The following is a 27,000-nucleotide window of genomic DNA, read 5'->3' as shown; positions in this document are numbered from 1 at the left end:
TGCATTTTTAAACATTAATCTAGTATTTTTAGGCGTTGAAGGTTGTTAAACATATACCTATCCCTTTTATGAAAAGAAATTTACAACTCGATTTTTTAAGATTCTTGGCTATATTTCTTGTCCTTTTGCATCATTTACCTCTACTGTCTAATTCTGTTTTTGGAAGATCTATTGCATTTTTAAATATCGGTGGGTGGATTGGTGTCGATTTATTTTTTGTTTTAAGTGGTTATTTGGTAACCAGTTTAATTATTACCGAAGAGCAAAAGACGGGAAGTTTTGATGCTAAAAGATTTTTAATACGACGCGGTTTTAAAATCTATCCGGTTTATTATCTTTTTATCGCGTATCAATTTATATTTAGTGCTGTTTTAACGCACTATCCACAAAGTACTTCGGGACTTCTTCATGAATCAATATTTACAGCTAATTATCTCAGTTCAAACAATACGCATTTGTGGTCAATTAGTTTAGAAGAGCATTTTTATATCTTACTTTCTCTCCTTTTCCTGTTTTTAATTAGGCTCAAAAAAGTAAATCTGCGTGGCGTGTTCTTTATTTACCTAGTGCTTTTTTTGATTGGCTTAGGATTCAGAACTTTCAATTATTTCCATTATACGGATTATAATTTTGAAAGAGATTTTACGCAAAGTCATTATCGGTTCGATTCACTTTTCTTTGGTAGTTTAATTGCGTATGTATCCATTCACAAATTGGAAATACTTGTTTCGATTCGTAAGAGCCCATGGAGATACGTAAATATTGTGGTTTGTTTACTTTTATTGAGTACAAATTTCATATTCAAAAGAGAGGAACATCGGATAATGGCAATTACCAATCTTGCTTTTAACCCAATATGTTTTGGTTACTTGCTCGTTCTCCTCGTTGATTATAAAAATGAGACATTCTTAAAAACAATAAAGCCATTGGCCTACATTGGCATGTACTCCTATTCTATTTATCTTTTTCACATCCATTTTTTAAATCTTTGCGATAAATTTTTATCCAAAGGAAGCTTTTTGTATTACGCAGGTTACTTAACCCTGGCGGTGATAGGCGGTATCGTAATTAGCAAAGGTATTGAATATCCAATCTTGCGATTGAGAGAGAAATATTATCCAAGTAAATCGAAGGCATTAAATCCCCAATAGTTGCGCATCAATTTGATCTAGAATTTCGGAATCAACCTCCTGGTCAAATTTTCGTGCGAAAAGTTTATCAGAAGTAGCCAAAGATTTAAAATCTTCCTTTAAAAAAATCTTGGGGTTAGCACCTCCCGCCGACCAATCGGTTTGACGCAAATTATTATTTACAATAGTGTTCGCAAAAATAGAACTCAATAGCACAGTAGGGATTAGAAACTCATCGGAACCCCAGGTATAACGCATGAATCGTTGTAATTTGGTGTTCTTTTCCACAAATTGAACGAGATATTTTGCGCAATCTGACGTGATGGCCCACCAAGATGAATCATTTTTTCCGTATAGCTTAACGTTTAAAGGAAAGGTACGTTTCGGTAAAATAGCATTGGCCAGCCACTGAACGAAGTAACGCCCTTTGTAAGAAAAATCTATAAAATGATAATCTTCTACTCGGTTTTTAGCATGTTCCCACCAACTTTCCTCTGTTGCACTTTGATAGGTTAAAAATGATTTTTCAGTGTTCTGCTTAAAAAAATCATCAATCTCATTCACATTTTTGATTGGGTAATCTTGGCCACTTAACATATTAATGTGACTAAATGGTTGCCCGCTTTCTAAAACCTCTTTTGTAGCACTTAACATAGCCTCCACAAATGAATAACCTGCCCAGTTACAGGAAATTCTCTTTTTAATGAAGTGTACACGCGGCAAAGTACCTATAAACTCGAAGTCTTGTATCGAAACCTTCTTGTCGAGATGAATGAAAAAATAAAAATTCGGATGATTTAAGGACTCAATTAATCTTTTAATTTGCTCAGGATTTTTATGAGCCATTATAATATGCGCAATCTTCATGGGATTTTTCTATAAATATGGGGGATTTGTGTTAATATTTATCAATAAAATTTTTAAATTTTAATAGTAAAAGCTCTATGGATAACTTACCTTTAATACAATAAAAGAAAAGCTTTTTCTATATTTGAATAATCCTAAACCTTCTACATGAAAATACTTTCAGTTCCTGGTAAAGCACCATTTGTTTTATTTTTTTCTCTTTTTGTAATCTTCTTGCTTTTTCGCATTTGGATATTAGGGACCTCTACTTTTGATATTGGTGGTATTGAGCAAAATGTTATTTATAGCATTCAAACGTATTTAAATAGTGGAAAATTATATAATGATCCTGCTACGGCTCCTTTTTCTATAACGCAATACACTCCTTTGTTTTATTATTTATGTGCTATTACTGCAAAAGTAATTAGTAGTTCTGCTAGCGACAATTATCACCTTTTATACACCATAGCGCGTTCATGGAATATTATTTTCAATATCCTTACAGCTTATATTCTTTTCAGGATTGCCAGAATTTATTTTAAAATTGAGCTTAATAAAGCATACTTTTTGTTTTTATTATCTTTCACATTGAACTCTCTTTTAAATTATGCCGCAAGACCAGATTCGCTTTGCGACTTTTTGATGTTGTTGAGTATCTACTATTTCTTTATGTATTTGAAAGGTAAAAAGGATGAAAAAAAATCCCTATCCTTGCTTTTTATAGTGGTATTTTTAAGTGCAGCAGCTGTTTTTGCGAAGCAAAGTGGAGTTCAACTCATTATTATACTTGGTGGTTTTTGTTTTCTTAACCGCGATTGGAGATCTTTTATTTACCTCATTGTATTTAGTATAATCTGTTACGGTGCCTTTCTTTTCTTATTTATTTCTAATTATCCTTCGTTTTTAGCAAATACCGTCGGAGGTATTAGCAATGGCATTGATTTACATTGGTTTACTTCTTTTATTTTAACGCGACCAATTTTTATTGTTTCCTATTTACCCATTATTTTGGTATCACTTTTCTTTTTAGTAAATAATCGATTTTATGTGAATGGAACGATGCCTGAAAAGTTCTTGGCCCTATGTCTATTAGGTATGGTCATTTTTGCGACTGGTACTGGTTTAAAAATGGGTTCAGGAGTAAATTATTACATGCTTTACATCAACATAGCACTGTTGCTGATTCTGTATAATACAAATCGTGTATATGGACCTATGGTGTTTATGATGAATTTGTTTTTGTTCTTTTTGTTCACCTTAAATTTTTTATACGCAGGTTATCACTTTTGGGTTATCAATAAATTAAATACGAAACCTGAATACATTGCTCAACGAGAAGCAACTATAAAAGTTGCAGAATTCCTAAGAAACGATGGATTGGAAAAAAGTGGAAAATATGTATTTGCTAATTTAACTACCAATGCAGTAATTCCATCCCGACAAGGATTAAACAACATGCTTTATAAGTATTGTTTAGTTCCCAATATGGATGTTTTGGAGGTTTCAACTGGTCCTTCTAAGGTTATTGGCTATGAAAACTTAGAAAATATGCTAAACAATGGTCAAGTGGAATATTTAATTGAATCAAATCCAGAAACACCATTTTTAACTATTTTGCAAAATCTAAAAGCCATTCGGACAGCAAAATTTGAAAAAATCAAAGAGATTGATGGCTACATTATTTATAAATATAAAACGCTTTAAATACAATGGAAAAGGTTGTAATCTTAACCCCCTGCTTTAACGAAAACGTTACCGTTATTGCATTTTTAAAGAGTATTGAAGAAGTAGTTAAAAACTTACCTCAAGCGTTTGAAGTGGTCGTAATTGACGATTGTTCCTCTGATAATACCCGAGTTTTACTATCGCAATTTAGCTTTGATGCAAGCAATGTAACATTAACCGTTTTAGCATTAAAATTTAATGTGGGGCATCAAACGGCAATATATCAGGGGCTTTTGTATGGCCAAAGAGTAAACGCTAACAAGTTCATCATCATGGATTCGGATGGAGAGGATGATCCTGCGGCAATTGCTGATTTGGTGCAATTTAATGATGTCGACATTGTGAATGTTGCGAGGGGAAGCAGAAAAGAAAAACTCAGTTTTCAAATTTCATATTACACATATCGATTTATTTTTAAAATCATTACCGGAAAGGTTTTGAATTTTGGCAATTTCTGTATGATTTCAAAAAGAGTGTTGGAAAATTGTTGTCAAACGTCGTTTATTCATTTTGCGGCGCATCTGTCAAAACAAAAAGTGAGTTCTACTTCTATCACCTATAATCGTTTAAAGCGAATTGATGGGAAATCAAAAATGAACCTAACGAGTTTGGTTCATCATGCCTTTAAATCTTTTGTGGAATATGCCGAAGATTTGCTCATGGTTTTCTTAAAAATATTCTTGTTTATCATGATTCTTTTTGCAGCGGTTACTGGAATAGTTTTATACAAGAAATTTTTTACGCAGGATGCCATATTAGGTTGGGCCAGTACCATGATGATGGGATTATTCACTATCGCACTCATTTGCCTTGGTTTCTTTGTAATTGGTATTCTCTTACTGAACATGATTTCACGTAGAACCCAGAGCAAACAAGAGCTTTTTTAACTTAGAGATTGAAAATATTTTTAAGCTTATTGTAGATTTTGCGAATGTAACGGCGATTTCCACTAATGAGCTTAAAATTTTTCCATGGTGTTTGATCCAGATATTTAAAGAATTCCTTTTTAAAGCTTTCTTGGGAATTGTATGTTGTAAAAATAGGCTTGATGTCTAGAAAATGAATAATTGCAGGATTTTCGTTTTCTGCAAAAGCAAACCAGTTCCATTTTGGATCTAAAGGTAGCCATCGGTTAGCCAATGTAACATTCAATCCATATTGATCCGGTAGAATGACAAACTCTTTGTATTTGTAAAGTGATTCAATTACATTTTCCGAAATATTTTCTGCTCTCCATTTCACTAGATTCATCATTAAAACCCCCGAATTGAAATACCAAGTATCTTTTGAAAGACCTAATTGAGCGTAATTTGGAATGCCTCCCCATTTGCAATCAACGGTTTTACCCACATCTTGTACAGCTGCTGCCAAATACTCGGATATATCCGTATTCCAAAGTTCAGAAATATCCGCTTGAACCAAGGTATCTACATCTAAATAAATGAGTTTCTCAGCATTGGAATCTACTAAGTAAGGTGCGAAAATGCGCAAATAAACGGTATGCGGATATGCTGAATTATCTGTAGGAATAACGATATGCTTTGGAATAACCGTTTTACTAGGACACCATTTGATGGTAATTCGAGCAGGGTCGGCTACTACATTTAATTTCTCTTTCGTTTTCTCGTGAATTCCATCATCAATAATATAAAAATCGATGTGCTCTTCTGTTTTATGATTTTGTTCTATAGACTTTAATAGAGCAGCAATTAATACAGCATAATGATTGTCACTAGCAACTACGATGGAGATATTTTGTTTTTCGGCCATAAGGAAGAGAATAAAAGCTACAAGATACTAAAAATATAAATTGCTTGTTATTATTCAGCGGAAGGATTAAAAAAGTTTTTATAAAATTTCTTTATTAAAGCTACTAGCTCACGATATCCAACGCGATAAACATCCATAAAACTAAATTTTGAATACCGATTTAAAGGCACGTACGTTATCGCTATAGCGGCTATAAGCGGTAGAATGTTAGCAACCGCTATCCCATAAATAGACTTAAAGATAATAATCCCCATAAAATCGCCTATCAAATTTAACGCTAACATAATCAATATCTTATAAAAATTAATTTTGGGCAAATTAATTACATCTACTGTTAAGGCAAAGAAACGATCTGCCGGATACAAAATAGCTATCGACATTAAAATGCGTAACAAATTCGGCGCAGCCGAATGTACGGCATTCTCCCCTCCCAAAATCATAATAATGGGTTCTGCAAAAAGTATACAGAACATCGCAAGGCCACAAAATAGAATAGATAATGCGCCTACCATTTTTTTCATCACCAACATCATCTCCGGCTTTTGATTGTTATTGTAATACGTGGAAAGGCTCGGCATACCTGAAGCGGCAAAACTTAAAAGTGGCATCTCGACTAACTGTAGTAATCTACTCGCTAAATTATATATTGCCACAGCAGCATCTCCTAAAAAATGTTGTAAAAAGAATACATCGGTAACTTTAAATAAATTAGAACTCACGCCTGTTGCCATACTGAACTTACCGAAGTGGAACAAATCCCAAAAAGTAGCTTTTTTAGCTTTGAACAACGTATCTAGTTTAGTCCAACCTAAAACGAAGCAACTTAAACTGGTGATTAAATTTGATCCCACATAGGCTAAAACAACATTGTTCAAGGTTGATTTGCTTGTGAAAATTAGCACCAGCAAGGTTCCTGTAAATAGAATTTGATTAATAAGGCGAATCCATAATAAACGATCAAATCTTTTATCGCCTTGAACGGCTAAATTAGCCATAAAAAATGGCAGCGTTGAAATGGATATAATGGAGAAGTACTTCAAAAACAAACCAAAACCTGCGTTGTTGATGTATTTGGCTAGAAAGAAACTCGGTATATTCAACAAAACTGAAACCGCCGTAATGGCTAATGCCAATGCCCAGGCCGAACCAGCTACCTCCTTACCGCGTTCTTGCTCTGTTCCTGAATAAAACTTAATAAAGGCAGTAGTTAAAAAGCCAGAACGGAGTGTATCTATTAGTCCTAAAATGGTTAAAAAAAAGGTGTAAATACCAATGTCGGAAAGCGATAAAGACCGATACAATACGGCTGTTGTAAACATCCCGAAACCAGCCATTACGCCGTTCCCCATGAGCGATTGGAAATGGATATTTTTTACTAAAGCAATAGCTTTTTTCATAAAAGATTAAAGACACAAAAAATAAAAAAACAGCATAAAACTCATTTAAATGAGTTTTATATTATTGGAAAACAAATTAGTGTTTTTAATTTCAAAATGCCTGATTTTTTGTTTTTATTTTGAAATAATTGAGTCTTTTATTCCTAAATGAAATAATTAATATCGAAATTAAAATTGAATTCTTTTAAACGTAGATTTTCATTTATATTTATAGACCAGCGTTTATAAATGAGACCTATTTTAATTCATAAAAACATTTCGAAATACAACCAAGATTCAGCATCGCTTCAAGAAAAGCTACCTGATTTAATGGAAAAATTTAGAAAGTTAAATAAGGGAAATCCCGATGTTTCCATTGTAATCCCTGCCTATAATGAAGAAGCAAATATTCTTAAAACATTATACAGCCTATCGGATGCCCAGACTTCGCTTTCAGTGGAGGTAATTGTTGTCAATAATAATTCAACCGATAAAACAGAAGAATTTATAACTCGTGCAGGTGTTATTTGTGTAAACGAAACGAAACAAGGGATAACGAACGCTAGAAATGCAGGTTTAGCTACAGCCAAAGGTACCTACATTTTAAATGCTGATGCTGATACCATTTACCCTGCCGGTTGGATTGATGCCATGATACAACCGCTCATCCAGCATAGCGATGTAGCGATTACCTATGGTCGATTTTCTTTTATTCCTACAGAAAAAACACCCAGACTTTTATATTTTTTCTATGAATACATCTCTGATTTTAATCGTCTTGTATTAAAGAAGTTTAAAGAAGAGGCACTGAACGTGTATGGATTTAATTCAGGTTGCAGACGAATTCAATGCCTGAATGTAGATGGGTTTAATCATCCTCCTGGGACTAATGAAGATGGCTGGTTGGCCATTAAACTTCGAGAAGCTGGTTATGGGAAGTTACATTGGGTAACAGACATCAATTCTATTGTTTGGACAGGCGACAGACGTATTATTGCCGATGGAGGCATCTATAAATCTACCTTTGATCGATTTTTCAAGTACTTCAATTTCAATCATGTAAAGAAATAAGTGAACGAATACTATGGCTTATTGGAAAGAAATTCTTGATAGATTTTCTCAATTTTTTTTGTCATCAAAGACAAGTTAAACTGTTCTTTTACAGTATGTTCAGAGTTTTCAGCTAATCTATTTCTTAGTTCTTTGTCTGCGATTAATCTTTTTAAAGCATCGCGCAACGCATCAACCTTATTGGGTGGTACCAAAAGACCATTTTTTCCGCTCGATATTAAATCAGTAATACCATCAATTTGCGAGGCGATAATTGCTTTTTTCATTGACATGGCTTCCAGAAGTGCAATGGGCAATCCTTCCCACAAAGAAGGCAAACAAAAAATATCAATAGCATTTAAGATGGCCGGGATATCACTCCTAAAATCAAGAAAAGTAATGTACTTCTGTAGATGTAATTCATCGCTTAAGGCGAGCATTTGCCCTTTCAAATCACCATCGCCAACAATTAAAAAATGAACATTGCTTTTGTCGGGTAGCGCATGAATTGCCTTTAAAAATAAGAGCGGTGATTTCTGATGCGTAATGCGTGCGATATATCCAACCAAAATCACTTCTTGATTAATACCAAGTTCTTCCCTTACATCAGGGTATTTCAAAGCCGGATTGAACCTCTCTTGATTAATACCGTTAGCAATTACCTCTGCCTGTTTCATCGGAAATTTTCTCTTGCCTTCGTCAAGATTACTTTGGGATACGCAAATCGTTTTATCCGCAAGGCTAACCAACAAACGTTCACTCAAAGTCCGTATCGTTTTAACTATTTTGTTTTGGTCGGGATGAAAAGACCAACCATGTACCGTATATATGAGTGGAATATGCAATTGCTTGGCGGCATAAAATGTGTTTGAACTTGCGCGTGTCCCGTGAGCATGAATTAAATCAATTCGTTCATCTGCCACTAATGCTTTTACCTGCTTCCACACCGAGAAATCGAAAGGTTTTTCGGTGAATATGACGTATGTTGTAAACCCTTGCGCTCGAAGTTTATCCACCATTGGACCTTCTGTAAAAGATAAGATAACCGACTCAAATTTTTCTTTATCAAGCGTATTAACCAAATCGAGTACGTGGGTCTCACCTCCCCCCACTTTTCCCTGCCGAATGGCATGCAATATTTTAATTCGAGATGTTCTTATCATGATAAAGTATTATAGCTCATCGATTTTACTGTTATGATATTGCGTAGTTACTTTCGATAATTCATTCGCTTTACGCGCTTTAAAAAGTGCAAGAACTTGTAAAAAGATAAATTTTGGAGCCTGAATTAATGCTTTGTAAATACTTTTTGGTGCGTTGAAATGTCTCAATGCAGAGAAAAAAACAAGCAAAAAGGCCACAAATGTAAAAAACCAAAACCACAGTAACTGCGATGCAAAAAACAAATCGAGCACTAAGAAAAGTAAAGTAAACCCAGCAATTATAAATAGAGGTGGACGAGCAAATAAAATTCCAGCTAAAATTTGGTTCTTATTTCCATTCTTTAATCCGGTAAATACAAGCAGAAATCCTTCACTGGCATACTTAAACCAGGTATTTATCCAGCGCGCACGTTGTTTTACCAATTGGTCTGATTTTGAAATTTTCTCATCATACACAATTGCCTTTTCGGCAAAAGCAATGGTTAGCTTTCGCTTTAAAATTTCCATGTGTAACACTTTGTCAAATCCGGCTCCCTCAATAGTTAAATCCTCCAAACAAGTTTTATACAAGGCTGTTGTAAACGCCATTCCTGAACCAGCAAGCGATGCTGAGGATCCCGAGTCGAACAATAATTTACGATCCGTATAACGATAAAAGATATCACCTGCCTCATCTAAACAGGCATAAACGGTATTGAGGTTTTTGGCCGAGCGCATACCTTGAACCGCAAAATACCCTTTATTAAAACATAAATTAAGTATGCTTAAATAATTAGTATCCAATAGATTATCGCTATCGATAATCGTGATATAAGCATGATCTCTTTTAAAACGATTAATGGCATAAAAATGCGATTTAATATTGCTCCCTAACTCCTCTTCTGGACGCAAAACATTGATGCGTGGGTCGGAGAAATTTAAATTAGTAATATCACATTGATCGGCAACAATGTATACGAGATAGTTTTGATGCTTTAATTTCAAAATTGAATCGACCACTGCTGGCAAGAGCATTGTTTGTTGATAGGCAGTGACAATAATTGCATAATCGTAGCTTTCGTCTTCCAATAAATCGAATGTTTTCTTGCTTTTAAGGGAAGCAAAAAGCATTAAAAAAAATGGGAAAAAGAGATTAAATCCAATAAAAAACTGAAGAGCAAAAAAAAGTAGTAAGATGAATCCGTTCATTCTATTTCCCCAATTTATGAATAGCCTTATAAATCTCGTTTACGCTATTTTCCCACGTGTGGGTTAACGCGAATTCCCTTCTTTTTTCCTGTAAAACAACACTATCCTCTTCCAATGCTGTTTTTATGTACTGCGCATATTCATCTTTATTCTCTGAGAGATAAACAAATGCCGAAAAAGCTTCCATTGCTTTCGTCTTTGTGGCTACCACTGGTTTGCCTAGCGCTAAATATTCGTCAATTTTTCGTGGGTAATTCCCAATCGTTACTTGATTGACCAACTGAGGATTAATGCACACATCGAAAGCATTAATGAAAATCGATAAATCATACACTGGCTTTGGCCCCGTAAAAATAATGTTTTGATAGCGGTGTAGACCACTTGATTTAAATACATCATCCTCTGGACCAACCAATACGATACTCCAATCTGGATTCGCTTGAGCCAGGTGTTCGATAATTTCAATATCAAGACGAATGCTTTGCAAAGCACCTACATAACCAATAATTGGCCTTTTTATATTTTCTAAATCGTTTGGAAAAGGTGTATTTAGTTTCAAGATATCAAAATCACATCCTTGACCAACATAATATGAATTTGGATTGTATTGTTGACAATATTCGGCTAAATACATTGAGTTTGCAACGCATATATCGCTTTTTGCGATTAGTTTCGGCTCTAAATTTTCCCCGTGTTTTTTCCAATAATCTACGGCCAGCATGTAATCTCTCGAATAATAAATACTTATGCTAGGCTTTAAAAAGTTATCTAAATAATAGGCTTTGAGCATTTCGCTGTCGTTAAATAAGATGATATCTTTAAAAGATAACATCTTAATAGCCTCTTTAATTGATTTTGATAATTTTCTATTATTAAACCAATTAACTATTGAAAAAATAAAGGTATTAGGAACCCAATTAATCGATTCAACTAGGCAATTGGGATATAAGTTCCAAAGGTTAGGCTGAATTTCAATTAAGCCTGGCTCCTTGTTTTCAATAATTTGAATACGCTTTTGAATGGGGGGATCATTTTTATCTCTATCGCGGTATAGCGTTGCGCGATCAAGCGGAGAATTCACATACAATACACGGTTGTTTTTACTAAACTCGACGGCAATATTTTTGCAGTTACTGCCTATTTCAGTATCCCAAGGCTGCTGACCTACAATAATGATATCCCGACCGATTAGCGTGTTACTCATTTTTGAGTTAAATTTCGTAAATACAAACTAGTATAGCAATTCCAATACCGATATAAGGTTCGAATATGTTTGACGAAAAAATTAGTACTGTTCCGCCATTTATTACGCGTCATGGTACTTGGCTCAGAACTTGAATTTACTTGTTCTAAAACAGATTTATGTTCATCAAAAAAGAAGGACTTTCCTCCTTGCTTCAATACCGACATCATCATGGCGAATTCGGTTTTATCACCCGATGTTCCTTCTAGATAAGGACCAAATCGTTCTACAAAATTTGCTCTTCTCAAATGAGGGTGATCACTATAAAATGCAAATTTGTCTAATCCCGGATACCACCATTTAAAAAGCATTTCAGAGAAACCATTTTTGATCCCTTTCAAGTAGGGATATTTATTATAGGCATAGAAACGAACCATGTCAAAATCTGAATATTCTTCTAATAAATTCAGTCCATCTTGAATGTGTTTGTTAAAATTATCTAGTGGGATAAAATCTTCCTGAATATACAACGTATAAGGTGTTTTGACAGCTGCTTGCCCTTTATTAATGTTATTTCCTAAGCCCCGATTTACAGGTGTTTCAATTATTCGAAACGAATAATCTCGCTGCAGTTCTTTTAAATAATCAAGGTGTTCTCTTTTACTTCCATCATCTGAGACAACCACATCCCCAAACTGGCATTTTGCTTTTTGTAATTCAGCCAATAACCGTTCTAAAGATTTGCTACGGTTGTAATGCGTTACAAGCAAGGATATCGTTGGAAAATGAATGATTTCGTTCATACTTAATTAAATTTTCTCCCAAGCCTGATTGGTTTCATTGTATATTTTAATAACCTTTGCGGGGTTTCCTACGGCAACACTATAGCTTGGAATCGACTTCGTTACAACGCTACCCGCACCAATTACACAATGTTTTCCTAAGGTAACACCAGCGGTAATCACACTGTTTGCACCTACCCACACGTTATCTTCTATTATAATTTGTTTACACTTAACAGGTTGTTTAGAAGGCGGCGTATTAATTGCTTCGTATCCATGATTTAAACCCGAAATTACAATATTCTGTGCAAGCATTACATGGTTTCCAATCTGAACAGGCCCTATAACCACATTCCCCATTCCAACAATCGTTTCCGCGCCAATTTCCACATTTCCTACTCCGTTGTTAATGGTGCAGAAATCTTCGATGATTGATTTAGAACCTAGGTTAAACCCATTGAACGGAAAAACATCCAGTCGAACTCGGTTGCGTATTTTAGCTCCCTTCCCTCTGTTATGTTTAAATGGATTTAAAAACCATTTGACCCATAAACGAGGTTTATTATCGTTCTTCGGGATAAGTAAATATAGCACAAAGTGCTTAAGTTTAGGATTAGATTTAATTTTTGAAACAATAGACATACGCTATAAATTCAACTTTTTTTTCTTTTAAAAGCGTTATTTGCATTAATAAATCCGACCACAAAAAAAATAGCTGCCGGTAAAACGAATATTTCCCAAGGCATAATTTAAGTTTTTAATTTGGCATTTTCTGCAAGTTCTTCATCTAATTTAGGAATCATGTATACCAATGCAATTGAGGCATATACAATGATGGTGGATGGCATGGTATTGATAACTTCGTTACCATAGCTACAAAATAAAATACCCGCATATCCCGAAGTTAGCGCAATGGCTTTATTCTTTAAGTCGGGATCGCGTATACGCCACGTAATGCCACAACATTTCCCTAAGATATAGGTCATCATGGAAATCCAAATCACGAAACCAACAATTCCGTACATTACCCAAACTTTTACCCAATAACTATCTGGCTGTACTTTCGATAAAAATTTATCCTGATTGTATTGCATACCATTGGCGCCCGTTACGCCCAAGCCACCCCCAAAAGGAAGATTGCTCATGTATTCCTTTAAGATACGTTGCGAGTTCATACGTACTTTTAAAGAGGGATCATTTACGTTTAATGCAGAGCGCAAGCGATAAATTTCATAATTGCTGTTTCCGATAAAAGTAAATTTCAAGAACCCTAAAAACAGCAAGCCAATAATTCCACCCACGAGTAAAACTTTGAGTTTCTTACTCAATAAAATAGCAAAGAATGCTCCGGGCACTAACGCAAATAAAGCTCCACGCGTACCGGAAATTAACATACCGTAAAACATTAAAGCTGAACAGCCCCACAGAATATACTTTATTTTTTTACTTACTTTTCCGAAGGATAAAATAAGGGCAACTAAGCAAATATGTGCCATTGAAGCGCCAAATTGAGCGGCTTCAGTATAAAAAGAAAATACCCGTAAACGCCCCCAAAGTACGTGTGTATTGGCACCTCCTGAAGCTAAAAAAATACTATCTCCTCTTGAAAGTCCGATATGCAATTGTTTTATACCATCCAGTGCAGCTATTGTAGATAATAAAACAACAATGAATAAGAAGTTATCCAAATCTTTTTTTGTGTTGAACAATAAAAAAGTCAACATCAATATCAGAAGTGGATATTCAGCAGCGGCTCTAATTTCCTTGAGCCAACCAATTACATTTGCTCCTGCCGGATTGACAACTTCGAGTAAACTGAGGATAAACCAAAATAGAAAGAGATAAAAGACATCTGTTTTTAAATTGGCCCAATTTTGTTTAGGAACCGTAATTATTGCGATGAAAAAAGTTAATCCCAACAGAACTTCTATTAGAATTCCTATTGGAAAATTTATATTCAATTCCCTTGCTATCAGCCAATATACAAAGCAATAAACAAGCGTAATATATAAAAGGATTTTAGCCATTGAATTGGTCCTACTATTCTTCCTTTACGGTTTTATTTAACACCCAACCCAAAAATCCTGGGACAGTTTTTAAATAATTCAAATGCATTTTTTGAGACTCTTTTAAGCGATCGCTGTATTCAAAAACGGCGATATTTGCTTCTGTAAGAATAAGCCATTCTTTAGAAATATTAAAGTTCCCTAAATCATCTATATCAATAACAATATAATCAAATTCATCCTTAAGTACCTCAAAACCAGCTTTTAAATTCTGGAAAGTTTGCGATTCAAGTAGCGATTCACGATCGGCATCTTTTCGCATGACGGTTACAATTCCTTGTCGATTGATCTCTCTTTTAACGATGAAATTATTAAAATTTGTTCCCGAACTTAATTCCAAACCTTTTACATTTTCCATTTGGCCTTCATCAGTTATTAAAAGTACTTTCTTGGCTGTTAAAGCTAATGAATAAGCTAAGCTGCTGGCTATAAATGTTTTACCAACCTTAGGATTAATGCTGGTTACACCCAATATCTTGGCATTTAAAGCATTCATTTGTCGGCTTACTTCAAACCTTAGTGAACGTAATTCTTCTTTAAATTCTTCGTATTCTTTGTTTGTCTTTGCCTTATTCCAAATGGAAACAATGGTTGGATTTTCTTCGCTTAGTTTATTTAAAGAGGCTAAGCCAGGCTCTTTTGTTATTCTTTGTAACTGAGACAAATCCTTTATACGTGTATCTAATAAAACAATTAATAAAAGAATTCCTAACGTTAAAATAAAACTTCCTAACCCAGCTGAAGCTAAATACAATAAACGTTTTGATGGAAGCGGATTACCCGGGAATCCAGGCTCTTCTATTGTTAGTTTAAGCCCCATGGTTTTATTGCCCGCTCTATTTTGATTGTATTGATCTAGCGCAGTCATGTATTCCTTCGTTGCTAAATCCGCATCACGTTGATAATTCTGAATATTCGCATCATACGGAACCATGCTGTTGTATTTATCGCGTAGTATCGTCAATTCTTTATCAATTGCCTTAATACTGCTTTGCGCTTGCTTCAATCCTACTTCTAGGTTTAATTTCTGGCCTACTAACGATTGTCTTGAACTCGTTGGATCAATCACATTATCATCGCTATTTTGAATTGTTTTTAAATTCACCAAACGTGTTAAAGAATCTACCTTTCGTTGATCTGCTAATTTAAAGCCTCCATCTACAAACTGTTCGTTTGCCTGTTGTAGCTCTCTTTTTAACTGTACCAATTGTCGGTTATCTACATTCAAACTTCCTTTTAAATAAGGATCAGAGCCTTCCAATTTAGAGAGTACAACCGACAATGCCCCTTGATTGGATTGAATTTGTTGTAAAAAATTTGCTCTTTTGGTCTCATAATCCGTGATCTGCGCATAAACTGTTGCAGATTGCTCATTTAAATTTAAAACTCCTTTATTTTGCTTAAAAGAAGCCAAAGCCGCGTTTTTTGTATTCATTTCGAATTCTTTCTTTTTTAACAAAGAATCTAATAAAACAAGCGAGCTATTTTGATTACTGCTTACTTCACTGCTGTAAATAGAGATAAAATCGGCAGCCAATGTATTCACTAAATACACAGATAAGTTTGGGTTTTCGGAAGTGAAACTTAAATCAATAAAATCACTATTTTCAGCATGATTTACCTCTATTTGTTTCTTTAGTGTTCCTTCTCCATAGCCCATTCCTTCAACTATATCAAATAAAGGATATTTGGCTTTATTATCTTGCACTGTTAAAATTGAGCGCGTGGCTAATTTCTCTTTAAATAAAGAAATTAATTCAGATTTTTCTTCTGGTGTTAAAGAATCAATTTTTAATGAATAAGGTCTAAAACGCCCTTTAGGATTTTCTAAATCATGTAGAATTAAGTTGTATGAAAGAATATTGATAATCTTCTTCATTTTAAACTTCTGCATGATGTTGTTAAACTGCTGCGAAACAGTAAAAAAATCGATGTTCTCATTGGTAAGAACTTTCTTCGATGGATCTAAAAGACCTGTTGAAATTTGTACACTGGAGGTATACTGGCTCGGTAAATTTTTGATAGAAAAATATGTAACCGTTACAGCAACAATGGGTACTATAACAAGTACCCATTTATATTTATTCAGTAATTTTAGTAAATTTTGAATATCCATAGTTTTTCAGCTATTCTATTTGACGTCAACAAGTTTCGAACCAATAAATTCTTCTAAGGTTTCTTTTGCCTTAAGATAAACAATTTCTGCTTGAATTCTATTTTGATAAGAAGAATATTGTATTAATCTAGCTTGATTATAGGTATCAAGTGTTACTTGTCCTTTTTCAAAACGCGAACGTAATGTTTCGGTAACACTTTTATTATCGGTAGCCATTTGGTTATTTATCTTCAATAGATTAAGCGCTTGAATATATTCAAGATAGTATTTTTTTACTTCCAATCTTAATAGAATCTCATATTCTTTTGATTCTGCAAGCGCTGCTTTGTACTCTGCCCTGGCTCTACGCGCGCGGTAAGGTTTTTCTAAATAATCACCTAAGTTAAAATTAATGCCAAATTGAAAACCATTAATTACGTAAGGATTGGTCGGATCAACGGTTACTTTATTTTGCGGTCGATAATAATAATCAAAATTGAAAATATCAAAGTAACTGGCTCGAACTTGTGATATCTCTTCTTTGAAAACCTGTGAACGCTGCTCGTACATCTCTCTTCTTGGATAGTTTTTCAACGCCAAAGCAACGTATTTATCTAAATCATCGTATTTAACCTCGCCAAGAATCGATTCTTGTGCAAACAAATTTCCTGTGTAAACCGTACACAAAAAAAATAGTACTGTAAGTGTTTTTTTCAATTTAAGAATAGTGTGGTCAGCAATTTATTTATAGTCGTTTATCAAATATACAATTAAGTAAACTTTCTTGTTAGTATTAATTGAATATCTCTTTAATTATTTATATACAAATATCATATTTACAAATAAAAATACGTATCAAAAGCTCTAAAAACACTATTTTAACTCATTTTTAAAGGTTTACAATAGTTTTCAAGCATTAAACAACATAACAAAAATAGAAAAAAAGCAAACTTAATCATACAAAATCACTCAAAATAATAAACAATTTCTTTTGAATGATATACTATTCTACAAAAATCAACAAAAAACCCATGGAACCAATTAAAAATCGTACAACCATGGGGTTTAAAATAAATTTATAGTGATGATCCCTAATCTAAATCTTGTTTATTTATGCTATACCATAAAGGAGGTGGCAACTTAGCTTTCCATGCAATGTATGCTTTTGTTAGGGCTTTGTATACATCCTTTTGTTCCTTTGCTAAATTGTCTTTTTCTTCCACATCTTTTTTAAGGTTAAACAAAAGTGGTTCTTGGTCCTCTTGAAACACCAATTTCCAATCTCCTTGTCTAACGGCGCCTTTTTCATTTCCCAAGTACCAGAAGTTCAACCGATCCTTTAATTTTGAATATCGGGTTTTGCTTACAGGTAATAAAGTACTGCCGTCTAAATTTGCTGGTAAGGATGTGTTTCCTGCAGCGGTTAAAAAGGTAGGGATTAAATCTAAAGTCGTTACCACTTCATTGATTGTAATTCCTTTTTCTATGTGATTATTCCACATCATAGACATAGGCACACGAATTCCGCCTTCCCAAATATCTCCTTTCTTACCACGTAACGGATAGTTGTCCGCGAAGCTTTGCACGGTTTGGCCTCCGTTATCATTAGAGAACACAATTAATGTATTATCTAGTAAATTTAATTCTTTCAATTTTGCAATAATCCGTCCCACATTTTCATCTAATGAATACGTCATTGCTGCGTTAAGTGCTCTACCTTCTGATGTGAATTTACCTTTAAATTTGGCTAATACTTCGGGTTTTGCTTGCATTGGCGTGTGTGGTGCATTAAACGATACATACGCAAAGAAAGGTTGATTCTTATTTTGTTCGATGAATTGTAATGTTTTATCACCAATCGCATCGGTCATATAGGTTATTTCTGATGAAGGAACCATTTTTCCATTTTCAAGAACCTGCATTGCTTTGCTAGGGAAATAATTGCTTGATCCCCACAGAAAGCCCCAAAAATAATCGAATCCTCTATTTTGAGGTTGAAATTTATCCGCAAATCCTTCATGCCATTTACCTATTATCCCTGTTTTATATCCCAATGGATGTAAATAATCGCCAACCAATTTTTGCGTAAGCGGAATCCCAAATTCTTCTTTTGGGATATTGTATTTTACGCCTTGAATATAATTGTAAACATGACCAAATTTTGCTTGATTTACGCCTGTTAATATCCCCGCTCTTGACGGGCAGCAAACAGCTGCTGTAACATAAGCATTGTTGTATTTTACACCATTATTAGCTATGTAATCAATGTTTGGCGTTGCAATGAGCCTATTGGACATAAAACTAAAATCAGCATATCCAGCATCGTCTGATAGGATAAATACGATATTTGGTTTTTTCTCTATTTTTTGTGCATGAGCTACAAAAGTACCTATTAAAAGAATCTTGCATAAGATTAGAAATGTCGATTTCTTGTTCATGATTTTATTTAGACTTTTCTTTATTTAGTAAGCTTTCAAGTTCGTTTTTTATTTCAGGGAATTTATCAATTACATTGTTTTTTTCACCTACATCATCTTTCAAATTATAAAGCTGAGCTGGCACTTTCCTATAAGGTTCAATGTATTTCCAATCATTGTGTACGATGGCTAAATTGCTGTACCCTTCCTCTACCATGGTTGTTCTCCCCGCTTGACTGCTACCTACAAAAACCGGCCATAGATTTTGGCTATCCTTTGCTTCTCCTGCCGGGGTTGATTGATTGAAAAACGCAGAAAAAGATGCCACGAAGTCCATTTGATTTACTAATGCGTTCGATGTTCCAGCTTTAATTTTTGCCGGCCAAGAAATAATGAATGGAATGCGTGTACCACCTTCATAGATATCGGTTTTCCATCCGCGATATGGACCTGCTGGTTTATGCGTGCCATTTAATACCTCCGCATCGTCGGCATAACCATCGTCTAAAACAGGACCATTATCACTACTAAAGATAATCATCGTGTTTTTGGTCAAGCCTAATCGATCCAATTGCTTTGTGATTTCACCGACCATCCAATCCATTTCTAAAATAGCATCTCCTCTATACCCTAATGCACTTTTGCCTTTAAACATACTGGCAGGCATGCGTGGAACATGAATGTCGTTTAAAGCGAAATACAGGAAAAATGGTTTCTTCTGGTTATTTTCAATAAAGTTCTGTGCTTTTGATAAGAATGTTGGAGCTAACTCTTCATCGGTCCATCTCGTTTTTTTACCTCCTTGCATAAAGCCAATACGACCAATTCCATTCACGATGGTTTGGTTATGCCCAACTGATGCATTGAGTTTAAGCAATTCTGGATTCTCTTTTCCGGTGGGCTCTGTACCGATTTTCTTTTTGTAATCAACAAAAATTGAATCTTTCGGATCCAAACCAATCACGCGGTGATTTTCCATAAAAACTGTAGGAACGCGGTCGGCTGTTGCAGGAAATATGAACGAATAATCAAACCCTACTTCATTTGGCCCGGGTTTAATATCGGCATTCCAATCTTTGGTAACTTGATCACTGAGTCCTAAATGCCATTTACCCACTATACCTGTTTCATATCCAGCCTTTTTAAATACTTTAGGTAGAGTAAGTTTGGTAGTTGATACAATTAATGCCGCATCGCCTGGAAGAATATTATGTCCTTTATCGCGCCAAGGATATTCGCCTGACATAAGTGCATAACGCGACGGTGTACAGGTAGCCGAGGTACAATGACCGTTCGTAAATTTAAGTCCGTTTTTGGCTAATTTATCGGTATTGGGTGTTGCAATTTTCGTTGCACCGTAGCAACTTAAATCGCCATAACCCAAATCATCGATATAAATTAAAATTACATTTGGTTTGGCTGTAGATTTGTTTTTTTGTGCAGCGCTAAAAAAAACAAAAAAAAGCATAAAAAAAGCAAAGCTGCTTGCAGTTTTCATCATGATATAAGGAATTTGATTTCTAATATTCCAAATATATATAAATATCCAATAACGAAGTGTTCTTCATGAAAAGATAGCGCGTTGAGAATCCCTCGTATCAATAAAAAAAAGCGTTCAACTTGTGAACGCTTGAATTATTTTTAAGCTATATTAAGTTCTTTCTTTTTTTTAAAAATTTTATCGATTCGTTCTAAAACATCGTAAATATCAAAAGGTTTGCTAATGTAATCATCAGCAAATGCAGCAATAGCTTTTTGTTCACTGTTGTTTTGTGCCGACATCACAATAATTGGAATGTGCTTGGTAAAAATATCTGTTTTTAAATCTTCGCAAATTTCTGCACCATTTCCATCGGGTAACATCACATCCAAAATAAATAAATCAGGCATCGCATCTTGAATATTTCTTTTTAAATCTGCAAAAGATGAAGATAATTGTAATTCGTACCCTTCTTCTTTCAATAAAATTTCAATCACATTTCTAATCTCTTGATCATCTTCTAAAATGTGTATTCTTTTCTTTTCCATATTTGATTACAGTTATTGTTTGATTAAACTAGATAATAAATTCTAGACTATAGTAACTGTAACACCTAAACTCTCTAAATGTTTTACAATTTGTTCAGAAATTCCTTTATCGGTAATAATATGATCAATTTCATCAAAACCACATATTTTTCCGAAACCTCTTTTTCCAAATTTAGATGAATCGGCTAAAACGATGGTTTTTTGGGAAACACTAATCATTTTTCTATTCAAATGGGCTTCCATAGCGTTTGTAGTGGTTAAACCAAAGTCTAAATCAATGCCATCTACCCCTAAAAACAATTTATTAAAATAAAAATCTTCTAAAATTTGCTCTGCATATCGCCCCATTACAGAAGAAGAACTTTTTCTAAGCGAACCGCCTAACTGTATTACCTCTAAACCAGGTTCACGGGCAAGTTCTAATGCTACATTCAAAGCCGATGTTACAACGGTTAGGTGATTGGTTGGGACAATGTTTTTAGCGAAATACAAAACCGTTGTACCCGATGAAATTACAATTGAATCATTATCATTTAATAACGATGCAGCTGCTATTCCAATTCTATTTTTTTCGGTCGATTGAATTTTCTCTTTCTCATTTACGGGTCTGTCAATTGTATACGGATTATTAACGGTTGCACCTCCGTGCGTACGGAACAATAAACTCTTATCTTCAAGGAGTTTTAAATCCTTTCTAATGGTTACAGATGACACTTTCAATTCCTTGCACAAATCAACCACATTAATGTATTGATCTCGGTTTAAACGGCTTAAAATAAACTGGTGTCGCTCAGCTAAATTCATCATAAATCAATTCCTAATTGACTGCAAAATAGCAAATAAAACAATTATCTAAATGAATTTTTATTTTTTCATTTTTTTGCCTTTGCTACTTCGAAATGCTAAACGCTTTCTTTATTATTACATATTGTTTCATTTTATTGCGATAATACCCCATGATTAAACGCTCCTTTACTCATTCATCAACTGAAACCGAGTATGATATCATCATTATTGGTGGCGGAGCTACAGGTTTGGGCATTGCTGTGGATGCTGCTAGTAGGAATTTAAAGGTTTTATTAGTAGAACAATCCGATTTTGCAAAGGGCACTTCCAGTCGAAGTACAAAATTAGTGCACGGTGGTGTAAGGTATTTGGCGCAGGGCGATATTAAATTAGTTAAACATGCGCTTAAAGAACGTGGCCTACTTTTTCAAAATGCACCTCATTTAGTTGAAAAGGAAGCTTTTATCATTCCGTGTTATTCTTGGTTTTCCGTGATCAAGTATTTTATCGGTTTAACTATTTACGATTGGCTCTCAGGAATATATTCCTTTGGAAAATCTAGTTATTTAGGAAGAGATGAGCTGATAACTTTACTACCGAATGTAAAGACAAAAAGTTTAAAGGGAGCAATTCGATATTTTGATGGAAAATTTGATGATGCTCGTTTAGCCATTAACCTCGCACAAACGGCTGTTGAAAATGGTGCCCAGGTTTATAATTACACCAAAGTAATCGGTTTTTTAAAAGATAAGGATAGGATTATCGGTATTGAAACGGAAGATGCGCTTACTGGAGAGAAGGCGAAATTTTTCGGCAAACTAGTTGTGAATGCTACTGGCGTGTTTGTAGATGATGTTTTGAAATTGAATAATCCGAATGAAAAACCATTGGTACGGCCAAGTCAAGGAGTACATATCGTTTTAGCGAAGCATTTTTTAAAAAGCAGCTCCGCCATCATGATTCCGAAAACCTCTGATGGACGTGTGTTGTTTGCAGTGCCTTGGCACGATCATGTATTGGTAGGTACCACTGACACACCACTAAATGAACATAGTTTAGAACCAGTTGCCTTACAAACAGAGGTAGACTTTATTTTAAAAAACACTTCAGAATACTTGATTGAACAACCAAGTCATGCAGATATATTAAGTGTTTTCTCAGGATTAAGACCTTTGGCTGCAACCAACAATAAAAGTGCAAGTACGAAAGAGATTAGTCGCGATCATAAACTACTTGTTTCTGCAAATCGATTAATTACGATAACGGGAGGAAAATGGACCACATATCGCCTCATGGCTGAAGATACCGTTGATTTAGCCATCCATTTAGCTGGATTAACTGCGGGTCCCTGCACAACCCCTACTTTAAAGATTCACGGTTATTCTACCCGAAAAAATGCCAACCCCTTCTTGTACTATGGTAGCGATGAAGCTAAAATAGATGCACTAATTATGGAAACGCCAGCTTTGGGGGAGAAAATTTTGCCCGAACAACTCTATTTAAAAGCACATGTTATTTGGGCCATCCGATATGAAATGGCTGAAACGATTGAAGATATTCTAAGCCGCCGATTACGCATATTGTTTCTGGATGCTGCGTGTGCTATTAAAATGGCTCCCATCGTCGCTAGTATTTTTGCTACTGAAATTGGTGCTGACAAGCTTTGGGAGAATAAACAAGTAGCCGATTTTATGAAAGTGGCTAAACCTTATTTACCATCACAATAGTTCATTTGCCAAATTAGCAAGCTCACTTCGCTCACCTTTATGCAGTGTAATGTGCGCATACAGCGGATGATTTTTTGCATTTTCAATTAAATACGAAAGACCATTACTTTCTGAATCTAAATACGGTGTATCGATTTGATAAATATCACCTGTAAAAATCACTTTGGTGTGCTCACCAGCTCTGGATATGATGGTTTTTACTTCATGAGGTGTTAGATTTTGTGCTTCATCAATGATGAAAAAAATCTTGGTTAATGTTCGTCCTCTGATGAAGGCTAAAGGAGCAATAGCAATTTTTTCTGTAGCAATCAATTCATCAATTTTTTCTATCATTTTATCATCCCCGATAAATTGTTCGCGTATAAAACGCAAATTATCCCAAATTGGCGCCATAAATGGATCTGTTTTCGATTTTGCGTCGCCAGGCAAAAAACCGATATCTTTATTACTCAATGATACAATGGGGCGGGTAATGTAAATCTGTCTGAAATTTTTGCGTTGTTCTAGCGCCGTTGCTAAAGCCAAAAGCGTTTTACCTGTACCGGCATTACCTTGAATACTTACTAATTTTATATTTGGATCGAGTAAGGCGTGCATGGCGAATGCCTGTTCGATGTTACGCGGTTTTATGTTGAACACCGCATCCATAGAAACAGTAGATACCATTTTATCTAAATGTCGATAAAAAACATTCACCGATTTCCGTTTATTTTTAAGGACGAAGAAATGATTTCCATTTGCAGGCAGGTCAATTCTATTGGATTCGAGCGATTTTTTCTTCTTTATTTCCTCAATGAGTTCTTCCGAAAATTGGTTTATTTCTGTTTTACCAGCATACAGTTCATCTACATTTTTTATTTTGCCTGTTTCATAATCTTCGGCATATAAATCTAAAGCCTTTGCTTTTAGGCGCAAACAGATATCTTTTGAAACGAGCACCACTTTTTTATCTGGATTTTCCTCCTTCAAACACAAGGCCGCATTTAATATCTTGTGATCGTTTTTTCCGACACCAAATACCTCTTCCGCATTTACAAGTAAAGGTTGTTCTTTTAAAACGACTTTAAATTTTCCGTTATTGGATGATTTAAGTGAAATCCAATCGCTAATAAGCTGCTGTTGAGAAGTTTGATCAATGAGTCGTATAAAGCTTCTTGCTTCGAAGTTGCGGGTATCGTTTCCACTTTTGAATTTGTCAAGTTCCTCTAAAACTTGCACAGGAATAGCCACGTCATGCTCTTGAAAATTATTTACTGCATCGTGATCGTATAATATAACAGAGGTATCTAAAACGAAAATCTTTTTTGTAGCATTTTCAACTAACTTACTTTTTTTGGCCATAAGTAAATTTACTATTTCTGCATCAAAATAGAGGTTGTTTTAAACTATTTTTAATTAGGCATCTTCGCCATTCCAAATATCATCATCTGCCTTTGTTAGCGGCGTATGCTTCGAAGAAAAAGACATTACTTCTGTATGATGATAGTTGCGATCAGGATTTTCAGGAAGCAAATCTTCTTCAGAAGGTTCCTTTTTTTTTGGCGTGTGCACTACTTTTTTGCTTTCTGGTAAATCATCGTGAATTACCGAAGGTTTAAGAATTACCTTTTCGGGATTATGTTCATTTTCCATACTTAAAAATAAGAAAAAAATGGTTAAGAAAATAATAAGTTCATTTAAATGGGGGCAAAAAAAAAGGCTTGCAATTGCTGCAAGCCTTTCCAATACGTTTAATTTTTTGGTGTTACCCTACCGGATTTTTTATCTTCTCCTCTACCGATTAAGTATCCAGTACCTGCACCTACCACACCGCCAATTACGGCTCCTCTTCCTTTTTTCTTATCGATGAGTGCACCACCCACGGCACCTGCTGCTCCACCAATTACGGCCCCTTTAGCAGCATCGCTCCAACCTTGTTTTTTAGCAGTTGGCTGAGTTCCGCCGTAAGAGCTTTGTGATTGGGCATACGTGGTATACCTTCTAGCTGATTGACGGTTACTTTGCTCTTGCTTAATTTTTTCTTGTTTAGCCAATTCTGCGCGTTGAAAACTATCTAAGCGCAAACTGTCTTTTACTTTTTTAACAACAAGCGCTTTTTCAGCTTCTTTTTGTTTAAGCTCTGCTTCTTGTTTTGCTTTGTTGTTACAAGCAAACAAAACAGAACTAATGGCGAATATTAGGATGATCTTTTTCATGGGAATATTTTTTTTGTACTCATCTAGTAAAGAAAAAATAGTGCCAAAAAGTTTTAATTATTGAATATTAATTAACTAAATCCATATAAAAAAATCCTATTTCCCCCGGCTTACACACGGTATTATTGGGTTCGTTTTCGGTACTTTCAGGAGCAGAATAGGTTCTAAAAACCTTCTCACCTAATTCAAAATCAATGCTTTCCTTGAAAATAGGCCCTTCAAATGCGAAGGTATGAAATTCACCATTTTCGCCACAAGGATCTATATTTTCTGGAAGTGCAGAAATTAATTCTTTCGTTATTACTTTTCCGCAAAAAGTATCCAGATTTTGCTGCACACAAACAATAATCGTTTTATATCCGATTGAAATAAATTCGTCAATCAATGTTGTGGTGTCCTTTTTCCATATCGGAAAAATAGCTTCTAAACCCACTTCCTTTAATTTATTTTCACGATATGTACGCAAATCTTCCAAAAATATATCCCCAAAAATGGAATGTGTTATCCCCTCTTCTTTAAACTTAGTCAAATGTTTATGCATTTCCTTGTCGTAAGTTTCCATGTCGGGCATTGCAGGCAAACGAATTTGGTAAAGGGGAATGCCGATACTTTCTGCCTGCTTAATCAGCAGACTTTCGCGTACGCCGTGCATCGAAACACGATTGTATTGTTCATTGACCGATGTCACTAAATACTTAATTTCAAGTTCTGGATCTTGAAGGGCATAATGAAGCGCCAACGTACTATCCTTGCCACCGCTCCAATTAAAAATACATTTCTTTTTATTTATCATGTAGTAAAATCTCTTTAAGCTGCGCCATACCATTTATGGCATTCTGCACGATTGGAACAATATTTTGATAACGTTTAACATCCGGTGTATGTGGATCAATGATGTACTTTTTTGCCTGCTTTGGTACAAAATCCATTAATCCGGCAGCGGGATAAACAGCCAAGGATGTTCCTATTAATACAAAAACATCAGCAGTAGCACATATTTCAGCTGCCGTCTCAATCATTGGCACCGCTTCGCCAAACCATACCACGTGGGGTCGTAACTGCGAACCATACGGACATAATTCGCCCATTTTCAATTCAGCTCCTTTAATTGGATATGTTTTTCTAGCATTCATACTCGATTGCGATTTGGTAATAATCCCGTGTAGGTGCGTAATGTTGCGGGAACCAGCTCTTTCATGTAAATCGTCGATGTTCTGTGTAATTATTTCGACCTCAAAATGGTTCTCCAATTCCTTTAAGATATGATGGGCATTATTAGGCTCAGCAGCTAAAACTTGTTTTCTACGTTCATTATAAAACGCTTGAACCAGCTCGGGATTACGCAACCATGCTTCGGGAGTCGCTACATCATATACATTGTATCCTTCCCACAATCCATCGGAATCGCGAAAGGTTTTCAATCCACTTTCGGCACTTATACCTGCACCGGTTAATACAACTAGTTTCATTTTG

At 34.9% G+C, this 27,000-nt stretch carries 25 protein-coding genes; 5 read left to right on the top strand and 20 right to left on the bottom strand.

All coding sequences use genetic code 11. The features are described 5' to 3' along the window. Positions 1 to 68: 68 nt before the first annotated feature. The gene (locus tag ACJVDK_RS04410; protein WP_443939082.1) at positions 69 to 1,151 is read left to right on the top strand and encodes an acyltransferase family protein; all 1,083 of its coding nucleotides are present in this window, start codon (positions 69 to 71) and stop codon (positions 1,149 to 1,151) included. Here ACJVDK_RS04410 and ACJVDK_RS04405 read toward each other — a convergent pair. Further along, complete coding sequence (locus tag ACJVDK_RS04405) at positions 1,137 to 1,997, bottom strand: beta-1,6-N-acetylglucosaminyltransferase (RefSeq protein WP_443939081.1); 861 nt, start codon at positions 1,995 to 1,997, stop codon at positions 1,137 to 1,139. The genes ACJVDK_RS04410 and ACJVDK_RS04405 overlap by 15 nt on opposite strands. A 147-nt stretch (positions 1,998 to 2,144) precedes the next feature. Here ACJVDK_RS04405 and ACJVDK_RS04400 point away from each other — a divergent pair, with 147 nt between their 5' ends. Together ACJVDK_RS04400 and ACJVDK_RS04395 are read left to right on the top strand one after the other, a co-directional pair. Then, the gene (locus ACJVDK_RS04400) at positions 2,145 to 3,680 is read left to right on the top strand and encodes an ArnT family glycosyltransferase (protein ID WP_443939080.1); all 1,536 of its coding nucleotides are present in this window, start codon (positions 2,145 to 2,147) and stop codon (positions 3,678 to 3,680) included. Positions 3,681 to 3,685: 5 nt separating this feature from the next. Then, positions 3,686 to 4,588 carry a glycosyltransferase gene (locus ACJVDK_RS04395; protein ID WP_443939079.1) on the top strand — a complete coding sequence of 301 codons (903 nt, stop codon included), beginning with the start codon at positions 3,686 to 3,688 and terminating at the stop codon, positions 4,586 to 4,588. A gap of 1 nt (position 4,589) precedes the next feature. Here the strand turns inward: ACJVDK_RS04395 and ACJVDK_RS04390 are convergent, their stop codons facing one another. Then, the gene (locus ACJVDK_RS04390; protein ID WP_443939078.1) at positions 4,590 to 5,471 is read right to left on the bottom strand and encodes a glycosyltransferase family 8 protein; all 882 of its coding nucleotides are present in this window, start codon (positions 5,469 to 5,471) and stop codon (positions 4,590 to 4,592) included. A 50-nt stretch (positions 5,472 to 5,521) separates the two neighbouring features. Beyond that, a complete protein-coding gene (locus tag ACJVDK_RS04385) occupies positions 5,522 to 6,868 on the bottom strand; it encodes an oligosaccharide flippase family protein (RefSeq protein ID WP_443939077.1) in 1,347 nt (448 codons plus the stop codon). A 228-nt stretch (positions 6,869 to 7,096) separates the two neighbouring features. On the opposite strand from ACJVDK_RS04385, the gene ACJVDK_RS04380 reads away from it, so the two are divergent. After that, entirely contained in the window at positions 7,097 to 7,918 is an 822-nt protein-coding gene (locus ACJVDK_RS04380) for a glycosyltransferase family 2 protein (RefSeq protein WP_443939076.1), read from the top strand. Between the two features lie 11 nt (positions 7,919 to 7,929). On the opposite strand, the gene ACJVDK_RS04375 is transcribed toward ACJVDK_RS04380, so the two are convergent. The 12 genes from ACJVDK_RS04375 to ACJVDK_RS04320 form a co-directional block, all read right to left on the bottom strand. Further along, positions 7,930 to 9,060, bottom strand: a complete 1,131-nt coding sequence (locus ACJVDK_RS04375) for a glycosyltransferase family 4 protein (protein WP_443939075.1) — start codon at positions 9,058 to 9,060, stop codon at positions 7,930 to 7,932. A gap of 9 nt (positions 9,061 to 9,069) precedes the next feature. Beyond that, positions 9,070 to 10,170 (bottom strand): glycosyltransferase, encoded by a 1,101-nt coding sequence (locus tag ACJVDK_RS04370; RefSeq protein ID WP_443939074.1) that lies wholly within the window; start codon positions 10,168 to 10,170, stop codon positions 9,070 to 9,072. A 79-nt stretch (positions 10,171 to 10,249) separates the two neighbouring features. Further along, positions 10,250 to 11,452: a glycosyltransferase gene (locus ACJVDK_RS04365; RefSeq protein ID WP_443939073.1), complete on the bottom strand. Its 1,203-nt coding sequence runs from the start codon at positions 11,450 to 11,452 to the stop codon at positions 10,250 to 10,252. After that, positions 11,449 to 12,234, bottom strand: a complete 786-nt coding sequence (locus ACJVDK_RS04360) for a glycosyltransferase family 2 protein (RefSeq protein ID WP_443939072.1) — start codon at positions 12,232 to 12,234, stop codon at positions 11,449 to 11,451. The genes ACJVDK_RS04365 and ACJVDK_RS04360 overlap by 4 nt, the downstream gene beginning before the upstream one ends. Before the next feature lie 6 nt (positions 12,235 to 12,240). After that, on the bottom strand, positions 12,241 to 12,855 hold the full coding sequence (locus ACJVDK_RS04355; protein WP_443939071.1) for an acyltransferase: 615 nt from the start codon (positions 12,853 to 12,855) through the stop codon (positions 12,241 to 12,243). 107 nt (positions 12,856 to 12,962) lie between these two features. After that, entirely contained in the window at positions 12,963 to 14,132 is a 1,170-nt protein-coding gene (locus ACJVDK_RS04350) for an O-antigen ligase family protein (RefSeq protein WP_443939070.1), read from the bottom strand. Positions 14,133 to 14,253: 121 nt separating this feature from the next. Continuing rightward, positions 14,254 to 16,395, bottom strand: a complete 2,142-nt coding sequence (locus ACJVDK_RS04345) for an exopolysaccharide transport family protein (protein WP_443939069.1) — start codon at positions 16,393 to 16,395, stop codon at positions 14,254 to 14,256. Positions 16,396 to 16,410: 15 nt separating this feature from the next. Beyond that, positions 16,411 to 17,091, bottom strand: a complete 681-nt coding sequence (locus tag ACJVDK_RS04340) for a TolC family protein (protein WP_443939068.1) — start codon at positions 17,089 to 17,091, stop codon at positions 16,411 to 16,413. A 374-nt stretch (positions 17,092 to 17,465) separates the two neighbouring features. Beyond that, positions 17,466 to 18,812, bottom strand: coding sequence for a sulfatase-like hydrolase/transferase (locus tag ACJVDK_RS04335; RefSeq protein ID WP_443939067.1), 1,347 nt, complete (start codon positions 18,810 to 18,812; stop codon positions 17,466 to 17,468). Positions 18,813 to 18,816: 4 nt separating this feature from the next. Continuing rightward, positions 18,817 to 20,292 carry a sulfatase family protein gene (locus ACJVDK_RS04330; protein WP_443939066.1) on the bottom strand — a complete coding sequence of 492 codons (1,476 nt, stop codon included), beginning with the start codon at positions 20,290 to 20,292 and terminating at the stop codon, positions 18,817 to 18,819. Positions 20,293 to 20,432: 140 nt separating this feature from the next. Continuing rightward, a complete protein-coding gene (locus ACJVDK_RS04325) occupies positions 20,433 to 20,819 on the bottom strand; it encodes a response regulator (RefSeq protein ID WP_443939065.1) in 387 nt (128 codons plus the stop codon). Positions 20,820 to 20,861: 42 nt separating this feature from the next. Beyond that, positions 20,862 to 21,626 carry a DeoR/GlpR family DNA-binding transcription regulator gene (locus ACJVDK_RS04320; RefSeq protein WP_443939064.1) on the bottom strand — a complete coding sequence of 255 codons (765 nt, stop codon included), beginning with the start codon at positions 21,624 to 21,626 and terminating at the stop codon, positions 20,862 to 20,864. 149 nt (positions 21,627 to 21,775) lie between these two features. Here ACJVDK_RS04320 and ACJVDK_RS04315 point away from each other — a divergent pair, with 149 nt between their 5' ends. After that, positions 21,776 to 23,332: a glycerol-3-phosphate dehydrogenase/oxidase gene (locus tag ACJVDK_RS04315; RefSeq protein WP_443939063.1), complete on the top strand. Its 1,557-nt coding sequence runs from the start codon at positions 21,776 to 21,778 to the stop codon at positions 23,330 to 23,332. On the opposite strand, the gene ACJVDK_RS04310 is transcribed toward ACJVDK_RS04315, so the two are convergent. The 5 genes from ACJVDK_RS04310 to ACJVDK_RS04290 all read right to left on the bottom strand — a co-directional run bounded on the left by ACJVDK_RS04310 (position 23,324) and on the right by ACJVDK_RS04290 (position 26,996). Continuing rightward, a complete protein-coding gene (locus ACJVDK_RS04310) occupies positions 23,324 to 24,673 on the bottom strand; it encodes a PhoH family protein (protein ID WP_443939062.1) in 1,350 nt (449 codons plus the stop codon). The two genes, ACJVDK_RS04315 and ACJVDK_RS04310, sit on opposite strands and share 9 nt — an antisense overlap. A gap of 54 nt (positions 24,674 to 24,727) precedes the next feature. Next, positions 24,728 to 24,964 carry a hypothetical protein gene (locus tag ACJVDK_RS04305; protein WP_443939061.1) on the bottom strand — a complete coding sequence of 79 codons (237 nt, stop codon included), beginning with the start codon at positions 24,962 to 24,964 and terminating at the stop codon, positions 24,728 to 24,730. Between the two features lie 98 nt (positions 24,965 to 25,062). Next, positions 25,063 to 25,527, bottom strand: a complete 465-nt coding sequence (locus tag ACJVDK_RS04300) for a YMGG-like glycine zipper-containing protein (protein ID WP_443939060.1) — start codon at positions 25,525 to 25,527, stop codon at positions 25,063 to 25,065. A gap of 67 nt (positions 25,528 to 25,594) precedes the next feature. Further along, a complete protein-coding gene (locus ACJVDK_RS04295) occupies positions 25,595 to 26,320 on the bottom strand; it encodes a diphthine--ammonia ligase (RefSeq protein WP_443939059.1) in 726 nt (241 codons plus the stop codon). Continuing rightward, a complete protein-coding gene (locus tag ACJVDK_RS04290; protein ID WP_443939058.1) occupies positions 26,310 to 26,996 on the bottom strand; it encodes an SIR2 family NAD-dependent protein deacylase in 687 nt (228 codons plus the stop codon). Before ACJVDK_RS04290 ends, ACJVDK_RS04295 begins: the two co-directional genes overlap by 11 nt. Positions 26,997 to 27,000 lie beyond the last annotated feature (4 nt).

The organism is Pedobacter paludisoli, from assembly GCF_052344095.1.
Lineage (GTDB): Bacteria > Bacteroidota > Bacteroidia > Sphingobacteriales > Sphingobacteriaceae > Pedobacter.
The sequence above is the reverse complement of the archived record's forward strand: the minus strand, read 5'-3'. Positions and strand labels throughout refer to the sequence as shown.

Coding starts and splice junctions, on each gene's coding strand:
- ACJVDK_RS04410 (WP_443939082.1), top strand. CDS start 69: ATGAAAAGAAATTTACAACTCGATTTTTTAAGATTCTTGGCTATATTT.
- ACJVDK_RS04405 (WP_443939081.1), bottom strand. CDS start 1,997: ATGAAGATTGCGCATATTATAATGGCTCATAAAAATCCTGAGCAAATT.
- ACJVDK_RS04400 (WP_443939080.1), top strand. CDS start 2,145: ATGAAAATACTTTCAGTTCCTGGTAAAGCACCATTTGTTTTATTTTTT.
- ACJVDK_RS04395 (WP_443939079.1), top strand. CDS start 3,686: ATGGAAAAGGTTGTAATCTTAACCCCCTGCTTTAACGAAAACGTTACC.
- ACJVDK_RS04390 (WP_443939078.1), bottom strand. CDS start 5,471: ATGGCCGAAAAACAAAATATCTCCATCGTAGTTGCTAGTGACAATCAT.
- ACJVDK_RS04385 (WP_443939077.1), bottom strand. CDS start 6,868: ATGAAAAAAGCTATTGCTTTAGTAAAAAATATCCATTTCCAATCGCTC.
- ACJVDK_RS04380 (WP_443939076.1), top strand. CDS start 7,097: ATGAGACCTATTTTAATTCATAAAAACATTTCGAAATACAACCAAGAT.
- ACJVDK_RS04375 (WP_443939075.1), bottom strand. CDS start 9,060: ATGATAAGAACATCTCGAATTAAAATATTGCATGCCATTCGGCAGGGA.
- ACJVDK_RS04370 (WP_443939074.1), bottom strand. CDS start 10,170: ATGCTTTTTGCTTCCCTTAAAAGCAAGAAAACATTCGATTTATTGGAA.
- ACJVDK_RS04365 (WP_443939073.1), bottom strand. CDS start 11,452: ATGAGTAACACGCTAATCGGTCGGGATATCATTATTGTAGGTCAGCAG.
- ACJVDK_RS04360 (WP_443939072.1), bottom strand. CDS start 12,234: ATGAACGAAATCATTCATTTTCCAACGATATCCTTGCTTGTAACGCAT.
- ACJVDK_RS04355 (WP_443939071.1), bottom strand. CDS start 12,855: ATGTCTATTGTTTCAAAAATTAAATCTAATCCTAAACTTAAGCACTTT.
- ACJVDK_RS04345 (WP_443939069.1), bottom strand. CDS start 16,395: ATGGATATTCAAAATTTACTAAAATTACTGAATAAATATAAATGGGTA.
- ACJVDK_RS04335 (WP_443939067.1), bottom strand. CDS start 18,812: ATGAACAAGAAATCGACATTTCTAATCTTATGCAAGATTCTTTTAATA.
- ACJVDK_RS04330 (WP_443939066.1), bottom strand. CDS start 20,292: ATGATGAAAACTGCAAGCAGCTTTGCTTTTTTTATGCTTTTTTTTGTT.
- ACJVDK_RS04325 (WP_443939065.1), bottom strand. CDS start 20,819: ATGGAAAAGAAAAGAATACACATTTTAGAAGATGATCAAGAGATTAGA.
- ACJVDK_RS04320 (WP_443939064.1), bottom strand. CDS start 21,626: ATGATGAATTTAGCTGAGCGACACCAGTTTATTTTAAGCCGTTTAAAC.
- ACJVDK_RS04315 (WP_443939063.1), top strand. CDS start 21,776: ATGATTAAACGCTCCTTTACTCATTCATCAACTGAAACCGAGTATGAT.
- ACJVDK_RS04310 (WP_443939062.1), bottom strand. CDS start 24,673: ATGGCCAAAAAAAGTAAGTTAGTTGAAAATGCTACAAAAAAGATTTTC.
- ACJVDK_RS04305 (WP_443939061.1), bottom strand. CDS start 24,964: ATGGAAAATGAACATAATCCCGAAAAGGTAATTCTTAAACCTTCGGTA.
- ACJVDK_RS04300 (WP_443939060.1), bottom strand. CDS start 25,527: ATGAAAAAGATCATCCTAATATTCGCCATTAGTTCTGTTTTGTTTGCT.
- ACJVDK_RS04295 (WP_443939059.1), bottom strand. CDS start 26,320: ATGATAAATAAAAAGAAATGTATTTTTAATTGGAGCGGTGGCAAGGAT.
- ACJVDK_RS04290 (WP_443939058.1), bottom strand. CDS start 26,996: ATGAAACTAGTTGTATTAACCGGTGCAGGTATAAGTGCCGAAAGTGGA.